8 protein-coding genes are annotated in these 12,834 nt (G+C 63.5%); 4 read left to right on the top strand and 4 right to left on the bottom strand.

From position 1 onward, the window contains the following. The first annotated feature begins 200 nt into the window (after positions 1-200). The 3 genes from ACIPV6_RS17240 to ACIPV6_RS17230 all read left to right on the top strand — a co-directional run bounded on the left by ACIPV6_RS17240 (position 201) and on the right by ACIPV6_RS17230 (position 6,333). A complete protein-coding gene (locus ACIPV6_RS17240) occupies positions 201-1,763 on the top strand; it encodes a chitinase (protein ID WP_400272042.1) in 1,563 nt (520 codons plus the stop codon). Positions 1,764-1,900: 137 nt separating this feature from the next. Continuing rightward, positions 1,901-5,413, top strand: a complete 3,513-nt coding sequence (locus tag ACIPV6_RS17235; RefSeq protein ID WP_400272041.1) for a response regulator — start codon at positions 1,901-1,903, stop codon at positions 5,411-5,413. Further along, entirely contained in the window at positions 5,410-6,333 is a 924-nt protein-coding gene (locus tag ACIPV6_RS17230) for a diguanylate cyclase (RefSeq protein WP_400272040.1), read from the top strand. Before ACIPV6_RS17235 ends, ACIPV6_RS17230 begins: the two co-directional genes overlap by 4 nt. A gap of 120 nt (positions 6,334-6,453) precedes the next feature. Here the strand turns inward: ACIPV6_RS17230 and ACIPV6_RS17225 are convergent, their stop codons facing one another. Continuing rightward, positions 6,454-7,491 carry a glycosyl hydrolase family 28-related protein gene (locus ACIPV6_RS17225; RefSeq protein ID WP_400272039.1) on the bottom strand — a complete coding sequence of 346 codons (1,038 nt, stop codon included), beginning with the start codon at positions 7,489-7,491 and terminating at the stop codon, positions 6,454-6,456. Between the two features lie 807 nt (positions 7,492-8,298). Further along, entirely contained in the window at positions 8,299-9,111 is an 813-nt protein-coding gene (locus ACIPV6_RS17220) for a glycosyltransferase (RefSeq protein ID WP_397325491.1), read from the bottom strand. Between the two features lie 192 nt (positions 9,112-9,303). Here ACIPV6_RS17220 and ACIPV6_RS17215 point away from each other — a divergent pair, with 192 nt between their 5' ends. Then, a complete protein-coding gene (locus tag ACIPV6_RS17215; protein WP_400272038.1) occupies positions 9,304-11,523 on the top strand; it encodes a S9 family peptidase in 2,220 nt (739 codons plus the stop codon). A 79-nt stretch (positions 11,524-11,602) separates the two neighbouring features. Here the strand turns inward: ACIPV6_RS17215 and ACIPV6_RS17210 are convergent, their stop codons facing one another. Both ACIPV6_RS17210 and ACIPV6_RS17205 read right to left on the bottom strand, forming a co-directional pair. Further along, positions 11,603-12,406, bottom strand: a complete 804-nt coding sequence (locus ACIPV6_RS17210; protein WP_400272037.1) for a methyltransferase domain-containing protein — start codon at positions 12,404-12,406, stop codon at positions 11,603-11,605. Between the two features lie 37 nt (positions 12,407-12,443). Next, entirely contained in the window at positions 12,444-12,827 is a 384-nt protein-coding gene (locus tag ACIPV6_RS17205) for an STAS/SEC14 domain-containing protein (RefSeq protein ID WP_400272036.1), read from the bottom strand. Positions 12,828-12,834: the final 7 nt, after the last annotated feature.

Raw genomic sequence — 12,834 nt, 5'->3', positions numbered from 1 at the left:
ACGGGACGGTTTGCCCGATGTCCGGTTCGACGTGCACGCTCTATGCCCCAAGTCACGTCGATTGCCCTTATAGTAATCGACGTTGGGCATCTGTTATTTCCTGTCTCTAAGGGTTGACAGCGCTGGTCTTATTCGGCGGCTCCGCACCACGCTATGTACCTTGTTCCACCTCAAAATTCCCCTCAACGTTTGGGTGTTCCATGTCGAAGTATTTCCCGGGGCGCAAGCTGTCCATTGTGAGGCTTTCCGTCCTGTTGCTCGTTCTGGGAGGACTCGTAACTGCTGGAGTCGTTTCATGGCGCAGTTACACCGACACCCGGGCCGCGGCAGCTTCACCCTCTGTATTTGCCGGATACGTGGACGTCACGGCCACCCCGCGGTATGCGTTTGAACAGCCAGTTAATGCAAACGCCAAATCCGTGGTCCTGTCCTTCATCGTCGCCGATGCCAAGGATGGTTGCACCCCGTCGTGGGGGACCTTTTACAGCCTCGATGCGGCAGCCTCACAGTTGGACCTGGACCGTCGCATCGCCAGGCTGCGTCAGTCCGGAGGCAACGTCAGCGTCTCCTTCGGCGGCTTGACCAACAAGGAACTTTCCACTGCCTGCACCGACGAGACCAAGCTCAAGGCTGCCTACGCCAGCGTGGTGGACCGATACGAATTGACCTCGATCGACCTGGACATCGAGGGCGCCGCACTGTCAGACAAGGCCGCATTGGCGCGGCTGGCCAAGTCAGTGGGGGAACTGCAGAAGGACAGGGCCGCGGACAAGGGCCTTGCCGTGTGGCTCACCCTTCCCGTGGCGCCCAGCGGCCTTACCGCCGAAGGAACGGCCGCGGTGAAGCAAATGCTGGACGCCGGCGTTGACCTGGCCGGCGTGAACATCATGACCATGGACTACGGCGACAGCCGCGTTCCCGGCCAGTCGATGCTCCAGGCTTCCGTTGCTGCAGCCGAGGCAACGCACGCCCAGTTGAGCGACGTGTTCAAGGCCGCCAACCAGGACCTGGGCGCCCAGACCCTGTGGCGGAAGATCGGCCTGACCCCCATGATCGGCCAGAACGACGTTGTTGCCGATGTCTTCACACTGGCCGACGCCCAGGGCCTGCACGACTTCGCCGAAAACAAGGGCGTGGGCCGCATGTCCATGTGGTCCCTGAACCGCGACGCCGAGTGTGGCCCCAACTACCCCACTATCTCCGTGGTCTCTGACGCGTGCAGCGGTGTCTCCCAAGGTGGTGCCCTCTTCTCCGCGGTCCTTGGTGCTGACATTTCGGAGCAGGGTGCCCCTGCCACCACGGCGGCGGTCCCCACGGACACCGGCACGGCGAGCGCAGTGGTTGACGATCCCGCCACGAGCCCGTACCCGATCTGGTCGCCCATCGCCACGTACTCCAAATCGGACCGCATTGTCTGGCAAGGCAACGTCTACGAGGCGAAGTGGTGGACCAAGAACGATGTGCCCAACAACCCCGTGGCCAACGGGGCAACTGCGCCATGGACATTGATCGGGCCGGTTCTCCCCGGAGACAAGCCCCAACCGGAAGTAACAGTCCCGGTGGGGACCTATCCGGAATGGTCGTCCGCCGCGGTGTACCGGAAGGGTGACCGCGTCATGTTCGACCAGAAGGTCTTCGAGGCCAAGTGGTGGGTCCAGGCCCAGAGCCCGGAGGCTGCGCTGCAGGGTTCCTCGGACACGGCGTGGACGAAGCTCTCCAACGAGGAACTGGCGAAACTTCTCTCCACGGCTTCACCCAAATAGTGCTCAGCATCTATCGGGACGACGACTGATGCCGATAGGTGCTGATACTCAGGTCGGTTTCACGTATGCTCGCATCAGCGCGAGGGCAAGAGGCGCTGTTCGCTTTTGGTGGGGCCACGGTTGAAGGCAGGGGTTCAGTGGCAGAAGTGAAGCTTGGGGTTGGTCCGGTACGCCCAACCGGTTGGCAGGGTTTGCCGCTGTTCCTGATCGCTGCGGGCGTCTGCGCCGTGTTGCTCGCCGTCGGTCTGGGTAGCGGGATTGGAAGCACGACGGCGCAACTCGCCGGCGATCTGGCCATCCTTTTGGCGGTGCTCACCGCACTCGCCACGCACGCGCGGGCCGCTTACAAACGGCCGGGCAACGCTGTGGGGCGCTGGTTCGTGGTGGCCGGGTTGGCTGTGTGGAGTGCGGGACAAACTGTATGGGTGGTCAATGGGATCACCCTTGACCACCAGTACCCTTTCCCGTCACTCGCGGACATCGGGTTCGTTTGGTATGCCCTTCCAACGGCCGTCGGGCTGGTCCTGTTGCTCCGGGGGCAGGGACTGAGGTTGTCGTTACGGCGGACCATCCTGGATGCGGGTGTGGTTGCCAGCGCAACCTTCTTCATTGCATGGAGCTCTGTGTTGGGCCCCCTTGCGCAGGAATCCAACCAGGACGCCTTTGCCCAAGCCACGCAGATGGCGTACCCAATCGCAGACGTGTTCATGGTTTCGGTGGTCATTGTCCTGACCATGCGCGCGGCACGGGGCCGCCGCCTGCCGTGGTTGTGCCTGGGTATCGGCTTCTGGATCCTCGCCATCACCGACCTGACCTACGTGCGCTTCACCCTTGAAGGCATTACGGGAGTCACCGGCTCCCCTTTGGCGTTTGGCTGGGTGATTGCGTTCCTCTTGGTAGCACTGAGTCCGCTGGTCCCGGAAGCAGACCGGCAGCGCAAGGACGGGAGGGCCTATGCTGCGATGCTGGAGCTCCTCCCCTACCTCCCTGTCTTCAGCGCTGTGTTCTTCTCGCGCAGCCGCCCCATCGGCACCGACCCGATCCTTCTCGTTACAGGCTTGGTGGTGGTCGCGTTCGTCATCGTGCGGCAGGTGCTGATCGTCGTCGAGAATGTCACGCTGACCCGGGAGCTGGAGACGAAAGTCGCCGAACGCACGGCCGAACTCGAGGGCCTCGGTGCGATCGTCAATTCCTCCGGCGATGCGATTGTTGGCAAGACCACCGATGGGATCATCACCAGCTGGAATCCGGGCGCCGAACGGATCTACGGCTACCCGTCGTCGGAGGCCATCGGCCGGAACAGCACCTTCTTCATCCCAAACGAACTGCTGGTGGAGGAACGCGACGCCATCGCCCTCACCGCAGCCTCCGGAACCATCCAAAATTACGAAACCAAACGCACTCGCCGGGATGGCAAAAGCATCCCGGTCTCCATCACCATGTCCCCCGTCCGTGGCCCGGATGGAATCCGCGGTGTGGCAACCATTTCCAGGGACATCACCGAGCGCAGGGCAGCAGAGGCCGAACTTCTGGACGTCCGCGAAGCCGCACTCGAAGCCAGCCGGCTCAAGTCGGAGTTCCTGGCCACCATGAGCCACGAGATCCGTACCCCGCTCAACGCCGTGATCGGCCTGACCTCGCTCATGATGGACACAGAGCTCAGCGAGGCCCAGCGCCAGTACGCCCAGGGCGTGAAGGGTGCCGGCGAAGTGCTCCTGACGCTGATCAACGACATCCTGGACTTCTCCAAGCTTGAGGCCGGGAAAGTGGACCTGGACATCGCCTCCTTCGATCCGCGTGCCTTGGTGGACGAAGTCGCCGGACTGGTGGCCGAGGCAGCGCAGAGCAAGGACCTCGAACTCATTTCCTATTGCCACCCTGACGTTCCAGCGCGGCTCATGGGCGACTCCGGACGTATTCGCCAGATCCTGCTGAACCTGTCCTCCAACGCGGTCAAGTTCACCGCCAACGGTGAGGTGGAAATCCAGGTGGCGGTCCTTGAGCAGGATGGTGAGGACGCCAAACTGCGTTTCGAGGTGCGTGATACGGGCATCGGCATCCGGCCGGAAGACCACCGCCGTCTCTTCGATTCTTTCGCCCAGGCAGACGCGTCCACCACTCGGCGCTACGGCGGGACCGGATTGGGCCTCGCCATTTCCCGAAAGCTCACCGAAGCCATGGGCGGCGACATCGGGCTCGACAGCCGCGTAGGCGTGGGCAGCAAGTTCTGGTTTGTACTGGATCTGCCTGTCGGTCCGGTTTCCCCGGACACCGAAGCCCTTCCGGCATCGCTCTCCGGCCGGAAGGTCCTGGTGGTTGATGACAACGCCACCAACCGGCTGGTCCTGGAGAACCAGCTCGCCAGTTGGGGCATGGTGCCGGTGGCCGTCGCCGACGCCCGCAGCGCGCTGGACGAGTACCACGCCGCCGCCACCGCCCACAGCCCCTACGACCTCGCCGTGGTGGACATGTGCATGCCGGACACCGACGGCCTGGAGCTCGCCCGCCGCATCAAGGCCGAAAGCAACGGAACGCCGTCGCCGGGGATCATCCTCCTCACCTCCACCATGGCCGTGGACAAGGCAGACCTCACGTCCGCCGGGATCCGCGAATACCTCACCAAGCCGGTGCGCAGCTCCGAGTTCTACAACCGGTTGTTGAGGCTCATGGCCACCAAGACGAGCCCACGCAAGGCAGCCGAACCCATCGCACCGCAACTTCCCGTGCCGGCCCTCCCGCGGCTCGGCACGCTGCTGGTGGCCGAGGACAACGAAGTCAACCAGCTGGTGGCGCGGGGCATGGCGAACCGCCTGGGCTACGACGTGGAGATCGTGGACGACGGCGCGCAAGCAGTCGCTGCCACCCTGACCGGCAAATACGCTGCTGTTCTCATGGACTGTCACATGCCCGTGATGGACGGCTTCGAAGCAACCCGCACCATCCGGACGCGAGACCACGGCACTTACAGGATCCCGATCATCGCCATGACTGCCGGGGCGCTGGACGAGGACCGCGAGCGCTGCTTCGCCGCCGGAATGGACGATTACGTCAGCAAGCCGGTGGACGTGGACAAGTTGGGCGCGGTCCTGGCCAAGTGGGTCCCGGCCGCTTCTGCCGGCGCCGCTTCAGGAGAAAGCACGACGCCGGCTGGTCGGGACCCGGTGCAACCGGCGGTGGGTGCCGGGCACCTTCCGGATGCCGCGCCGCAGCAATCGGCGGGCGAACCACCCTCGACCGCGGCAGCACCGGCGTCGGGCGTTAACGCGGTGCTGGACGTTCCAGCGGTGCTGGACGGTCCCGCGCCCTTGGACGCCGAGCGGCTGCAGCTGCTGCGTGAACTCGGCCCCAGCCTGCTGCCGGCAGCCGTCACGGCCTTCCGCGACGAAGCCGAACGCTCCTTTGCCCACCTCAGCAACGCACTGTCCACTGGCGACGGCAAGGCCCTCCAATTGGCGGCGCACAAACTGTCGGGAGCGGCAGGCAACATTGGAGCGGTGGGCGCCGCCGGCCTGGCCAAGGACCTGGAACGACTGGGCCGGGAGGACCGCCCGGGGTTGGAAGCCGACGCCACGCCGCTGATTGAACAGTTGAAAGACGAACTCGCCCGGGTTGACCAGGCGCTCGAGCGGACCTTGTTGGGAGCCCCATGAAAGTCCTGATCGCGGACGACGACCAGATTTCCCGCCTCATCACCAAAGCCGCGGTGGAGCAATCCGGCCATGAGTGCATTGTGGCGCTGGACGGGGACCAAGCCTGGGAGCTGTACCAACTGCACCGCCCTGAAGCGGTGGTCACGGACCTCATGATGCCGGGCATGAACGGACTGGACCTGTGCAGGACCATCCGTTCTTCCGAAGGCGACTCGTACACGTACCTGATCCTGGTCACTTCCCATGGTTCCCGGGACGATGTGCTGGCAGGCATGGAAGCGGGCGCGGACGATTACGTCACCAAACCGCTGGATCCCTTCAACCTGCGCATCCGCCTGCTCGCTGCGCAACGGATCACTTCCCTGCACGCCGATCTGGCCCGGTACCGTTCCGCGTTGACTGAGCAGGCCCGCACCGATCCGCTCACCAAGCTGCACAACAGGTTGAAGCTCACCGAGGACCTGGCAGAGCTCCACAGCCTCAGCGACCGCTACGGGCAGGAGTACTGCCTGGCCATGGTGGACGTGGATAACTTCAAGAGCTACAACGACCTTTACGGACACCAGGCGGGAGACGCCGCGCTTGTGGCCATCGCAGCCACGCTCGCCGCGGAGGTGCGGGAGACCGATGGCGTGTACCGATTCGGTGGGGAAGAGTTCCTGCTGGTCCTTCGCGGGCAGGGTGCTTCAGGTGCCGAGGGTGTCATGGAGCGCGTCCGCTCGGCCGTGCACGCGCTGGACATCGAACACTCGGGTGATCCGGACGGCGTGCTGACCATCAGCGCGGGGGTCGCCGCGCACAGCCACGAGCACCCTTCCGGAACAGAGCAACTCCTCAAGGAAGCGGATCTGGCGCTGTATGCGGCGAAGGCCTCAGGCAGGAACCGGGTTGCTGTCGCCAGCGCACCCCCTACTGACTGAAGTCTCCAATTCACTCATCAGGACGCCGCCCTGACAGCCCGTTCAGACTGAACTCGCTACGCTGGTCGCCGCACTTCCCGGCATTGATTGGTGGACCTCTTCAATCCACCGCATGCCGATTCAGCACGCAGCGCTCTGACTGTTGCGCAGGCCTACGTTTCCCGTACCAGCAGGAAGTCGATAGCCGCCTGAGTTGCACGCCGTGTTGTCCGTCATCGTCGCGTAGGTGACCGGGCGCTCAAAGTCCACAGCCCCGCCGGTGGTCTTGACGTCGTTGTCCTTGAAGGCGTTGCCTACCACTTTGATGTGGTGGATCTGTTTGGTCCCGTCGTAATAGGCGTCCTCCAAACCGCGTGGAGAACCCCAGACAGTGTTGCCCACCAGATCGATGTTGTAGATCGCTCCGGATCCACCAGCCAGGTCAATACCTGCGCCATGCCTGCCCCCGCGCACAGAATTGTTGGCGACCCGGATATCGTGGACGTCCTCGGCACCGTATGTGTGAATGGCGATGCCGTCGTCCCCATCGGTTCCCTTTCGCTGGTCAACGACATTTCCGACAATATCGCCGCGGCTCGTGTTCATGGCATGGATACCATCCAATTCCACGTACTTCCCGTTGGTTGCGGATTGTGTGCTGCTCGCCCTGACGCACCACTTTGAACCACCCACGAATGCGATCGAGTAGGTGAACGGGTTCTTAGTGTGCACGCCTTGGACCAGAGAATTGATCGAGTCGCGTACATCTACCACGTACTCATTCAGACGGCCCGTGACGTTGCCATTCAACGTGTCACCTGATTGGTCCGCCGTGAAGTTCGACAATGTGGTGTTGTCTGCCCCGGCTGTTGTCACTATGGGGTATCCGCCGGCCGGGCCTTTATTGCCCATGAACGAGGGACCGGCCTTCAATATGGTTGCGGGCCCCACACCTTCCAGCTTCACGTTGCTCGCCATGCGGAGCTTGCCGTTAATGACGAACGTACCTGCAGGCAGTTTTACAATCCCGCCGCCGGCACTCCCTGCGGCGTTGATTTTTCCTTGGATACCGGACGTGTCGTCGATGGCGTCGTTCGGGGTCGCCGTGACGGGGTACTGGGTGGTGGCACTGCTGCCAGTTGCACCGCTGAGATCACATCCGGCTCCAGCAGGAGTCACTGCGTACGCAACGGAAGCCGATGTTGTCGCAGAGTTAGCGCCCGGCGCCAATGTGCTCACCATCAGCAACGCTGCGCCCGAAGCGACCAGTAGCCTATACGCTCGAAGCCCGGGCCTTCTCCCGCTTGAGATCGTGGAGCCCGGGGAACCACTCATCAGAGAAAACACCTGGCATGCTTTGGCCTTACGTTGGTTGTTCACAGAAGCGTCTCCAATCGGACTTTCAAGCTTGGGGGGAATGAGACTCCTTTATTGCCTCGCGGACTTCTGATGAAATCGTCTGCGCGGCTCTGAGGCAGTCATATGATCAGTGCGTACAGCCGCGAGAACGTGACGGGACTATTTGAGGGCCCGCAGTTTACTCATCGCATCGCCGTAGTCTTCAAGAGTCACCCCGTTGCGATCGTTGAAGAGGTCGTCTTCAAAGCCGAACAGGAACATGGTCATCCCGCATTCCGCAGCGTAGACAGGAGCCCTCCGCAATTGATCCGACAGACTGTCCGACAGTGCCGAACCGCCGGTGAACGGCGAATCCGGGGGGCCAGGGTTCCCGCCTACCAGCCCGAGTCCGGCACGTCGTGCCAAAGAGCATGCGGATACCGTCGATGACGTCCTCAGCCGCTTGGCCGTCGTCGCGCCCTGTAAACCAGGTGACCCGGACCCCGCTCTGCACCCACCTGCGTGAGATCTCGTGCATGTATTGCTCGGCACCCCCGGCCTGCGAATGCCTGATGTCGCGCCAGTTGAGGACCAGGACCTGCTTTCCGGCGAGCCGCTCGGGGGAGTTGAAATCGGGTAGGGAGTTAGTCACAGCATTGCTTTCTGGAGCTGGATCACCGAGGCGAAGCTGGAAACCCCGTCGCGAATGGGGCGGAACGTGGACCCGGCACCGTCTGTCCACGACACTGGCAGTTCGATGATGCTGGAGTGGTTGTGCTGGAGCCGCAGAAGCAGTTCCACGTCGAAGGCGAACCCAGTGCTGCGGCACTGCACCATGGCTGCGGTGAGTGCTTCGCGTTCGAAGAACTTGAAGCCGCATTGGGTATCGCGGATGCCCTTGACCTTGGATCTGGTCAAGACGCGGAAGGCCGTTCCCCCTACCCTGCGCACGGGGTGTTGCGGTTGTACGAACCTGGAGCCGGGTGCGTGGCGGGATGCTATGACGGCGGCCGCGCCGTCGGAGAGGTGCGTCATGACTTCTACCAGCGTCTCCAAAGGCGTGGCCAGGTCCGCGTCAAAGAAGCCGGTGAACCGGGATGTGCCGCTGAGAAGGCCACGACGGACCGCGGCTCCTTTCCCGCGGCGGGAGCATCCCACTACGGAGATCGGCACTTCGTGCTGGGTTTCATGCGAAATCCTGCGGACAACCGCTGCAGTCTCGTCCACGCTGCCGTTGTCCACCACCACGATCCGGGACGACCATGGCTGGCCGGCCAGGAAGTCGACGGTCTGCCTCAAGGTGCCAGGAATCCGGGCGGCCTCATTGTAGGCGGGGATGACAACCTCGAGGTCTACATAGGAGCGCCGCATCGTCCCTGTCATGGGGCTCGACTCGAAGTGTCGGAACGACTGAAGACCCACGCTGCCAACGTGGGTGACGTGCTGCTGATGCAAGACCATGGGAGCCTCCGATTTATCCGGGAACGGTGCGAATCTGTGCTCGCAATATAGGTAGTGGCGGATAACGCCGGTCATGACGACACTTCGGGTCCGTACGTCCAAGTCGCAGGAATCCACCTCTGCCTGCGGGCTTCCCGGCGCTCTCAGCGAAATTGCTGGCTCGCTGTCAGAGCCCGTCGATAAAGTGACCACATGAGCCACATCTCCCCCGCACCTGCCGCTGCCACGGAACCGGCAGTTCAGCCTCCTGTCGCCAAGAAGGTCCCTGTCCACCGCGAACACCACGGCGATGTCTTCGTGGACAACTACGAGTGGTTGCGGGACAAGGAGTCACCCGAGGTAGTGGAGCACCTCAATGCTGAGAACAGCTACCAGGAGGCCGTCACCGCACACCAGGAGCCCCTCCGCGAGGCCATGTTCCAGGAGATCAAGGGCCGCACCCAGGAAACCGACCTTTCCGTGCCCAGCCGCAAGGACGGTTGGTGGTACTACAGCCGCTCGGTGGAGGGCAAGGAATACAGCATCCAGTGCCGCGTCCGGGCTGAAGACACCGGAGACCGCGTGGCCGATTGGACGCCGCCATCCGTGGAGCCGGGTGTGTCGGTCCCGGGCGAGGAGATCCTCCTGGACGGCAACGTGGAAGCCGAGGGCCAGCCGTTCTTCAGCATCGGCGGGGCCGCCGTAACCATCGACGGCAACCTCTACGCCTACGCCGTGGACAACGCCGGCGACGAACGTTTCACCCTGCGCATCAAGGACCTCCGCACCGGTGAGCTCCTGCCTGACGTCATCGAGAACATTTTCTACGGGGTTGCTTTCTCCCCCGACGGCACACGCCTCTTCTACACCGTGGTGGACGATTCCTGGCGGCCGTACCAGGTGAAGGCCCACGTCCTGGGCACGCCCGTTACCGAGGACGAGGTGCTGTACCAGGAGGACGACGTCGCCATGTGGTTGGGCTTCGAACTCGCTTCCGACCGCCGCCACCTGGTGCTCAGCATCGGCTGCTCCGAGTTCAGCGAAACGCGCCTGCTCCGCTTCGACGACTACGAAGCCGGCCTCAGCACTGTCATTTCCCGCGACGAGCACATCCTCTACGAGGCCGAGCCGTTCCTCCTGGACGGTCGCGAAACGCTCCTCCTGACCCACAACAAGGACGCCATCAATTCCATGGTGAGCCTGGTGGATCCGGAAGAACTGGCCAAGCCGCTGGCCGCGCAGCACTGGCGTACCGTCGTCGGGCATTCCGACCAGGTACGCGTCAACGGTGCCGGCGTGACCGCCACCCATCTGGTGCTGTCCATCCGCAAGGACACGATCGAGCGCGTCCAGGTGCTGCCACTCGAGGGCCTGGGGACTGCCGCGCAGGGCTCACCGGTTGAGCCCTCCTTCGACGAGGAGCTGTACACCGCGGGCGTTTCCGGCTCCGACTACAACGCCCCGGTGATCCGCATGGGCTACACGTCCTACTTCACGCCATCGCGGGTCTACGACTTCGTGCTGCCCACTGCTTCACAGCCGGCCGGCGAGTTACTGCTGCGCAAAGAGAGCCCAGTGCTGGGCGGCTACTCCCCCACCAATTACGTGGCGACGCGCGAATGGGCAACGGCCGACGACGGCACCCGGGTTCCGCTCTCGGTGTTGCGGCACGCTTCGGTACAGCAGGACGGCACGGCGGCGGGCTTGGTCTACGGATATGGCTCATACGAAATGAGCATGGACCCCGGCTTTGGCGTGGCCCGCCTGTCCCTGCTGGACCGTGGCATCGTCATGGTGATCGCGCACATCCGCGGCGGCGGCGAGCTGGGCAGGCACTGGTACGAGGACGGCAAGAAGCTCACCAAGAAGAACACCTTCACGGACTTCATCGCGGCGACGGACTGGCTGGCCTCCTCCGGGTGGGTTTCTCCGGGGCGGATTGCGGCCATGGGTGGTTCCGCTGGCGGGTTGCTCATGGGTGCCATCGCCAACCTGGCACCGGAAAAATACGCGGCCGTGGTGGCTCAGGTGCCGTTCGTGGACGCTTTGACCACCATCCTGGACCCGGACCTTCCGCTGTCCGCGCTGGAATGGGAAGAGTGGGGCAACCCGATCCTGGACCCCGAGGCCTACGCGTACATGAAGTCCTACACTCCGTACGAGAATGTGCGTTCTGTGGCCTACCCGAAGATCGCGGCCGTGACGTCCTTCAATGACACCCGCGTGTTGTACGTGGAGCCGGCCAAGTGGGTCCAGGCGCTGCGTTCGGCGTCCACGGGGTCCCAGCCGATCGTCATGAAGATCGAAATGGACGGCGGCCATGGGGGTGCTTCGGGACGCTATGTGCAGTGGCGGGAACGGGCCTGGGATTACGCATTCGTGGCTGACTCCCTCGGCGCGACCGAACTCCTCCCCGGCGCCGGCCTCAAGTAGCGCTCGGTACACCCAACTGGGGGACAGCAAACGTCGCTACGGGACCTCAGTGGGACGTTTGCTGTCCCCCAGTTGGGTGCTAGCGGGCTCGCAGGATCGCGTAGTAGCCCGGGATCACGTCCGGCTTGGACGGGTTGCTCAGGGGTCGGGTCTCGATGTTCGTCTCGCCCTCCTCGACGAGCTCCCAATCCGCCGCCGGGAAAGCCTTTCGGCGCTGCGCGGCACCAAAGCGGCCCGGCATCGGCAGGCCGCGGATGGCCCATTCGAGCGGTGCCGGAATGGAGTCCTTCGTCGCGCCCAAATGGGTCACGTAGTCCACTGGCGTGCCTGGGAAGTTGGTCTCGGCGAGGAACACCATGCCGCGTTTTCCGACGACGGGCAGCAGGTTGGCTGCCAAGGCGGCACGGCCCTTGCGGTCCAGTACGTGGAGCACGCCCCGGATGAACACGTTCGCATCGCCGGCGTACCCCGCCCGGCCCCAGGCCGTCGCCACGGTTCGCGCGGCGTCGGGTGCCGTCATATCGCAGACCCCGTAGCTCGCCGTCGTACTCCCGTCCGATTCCAGCCGTGCCCGGTCCACCGCGTTTTCCGCATAATCCAAGCCAAGGGCGTGCGGGAAATGCTTCGCCAGTGAGCGTGTGAAACTGCCATTCCCACAACCGACGTCCACGATCGGAAGCGACTGATCGAGCAGGGAGAATTTGGGAAGGTAGCCCTCGAGCTCGTGGTCGCTTCCCGAATCCCAGAGGACGTCACCCGCTGCCCCGGTGGAACGGACATTGCCCCAGTACGTGTCCCACGCCGTCAGCGGATCTTTGGGCGCACCAGAGGAAAGCCTGATCAGGCGTGGAATCAGCAGGTATTTCCGGAAAGCGGACAGCATTCTCCCAATATAGGGGCCACACCGCCCTCACCTGCACTTATTCCTCAACCAACCACTCCAGGGCTTCCGTTTGGTCCGTGAAAAAACGGGTTGGGCACGGTGGCTTCATGATTCCCAGGAAGAAGTTTGCGATGACCCGGTCCACCGGGGACGAACCCCACAGGGCGATCCGGTTGGCCTGGCACGGCTTGGCGAAAACCGAGCGGGCTCCGCGGGTCACATCGTCCGTGGTGGCCATGTCCACAATCATCGGATACCGGTCTGCTCCGCAGAGCTCGTTGACCCGGTCCATGGCGCGCTGGGCGTCCGTTTCCTTGATCCTGGCTCCGCGCGGCCACGTCAGCCGCAGGATGCCCTGCTCCTCCAGTTCCAGTTGGAAGGTGACCGGTTGAAGGTCTTCCGAAGCTTTTGGGTGCTCCACGTTGCTC

Origin of the sequence: Paenarthrobacter sp. NPDC089988, assembly GCF_044748465.1 — a bacterium.
GTDB lineage: Bacteria > Actinomycetota > Actinomycetes > Actinomycetales > Micrococcaceae > Arthrobacter.
The sequence above is the reverse complement of the archived record's forward strand: the minus strand, read 5'-3'. Positions and strand labels throughout refer to the sequence as shown.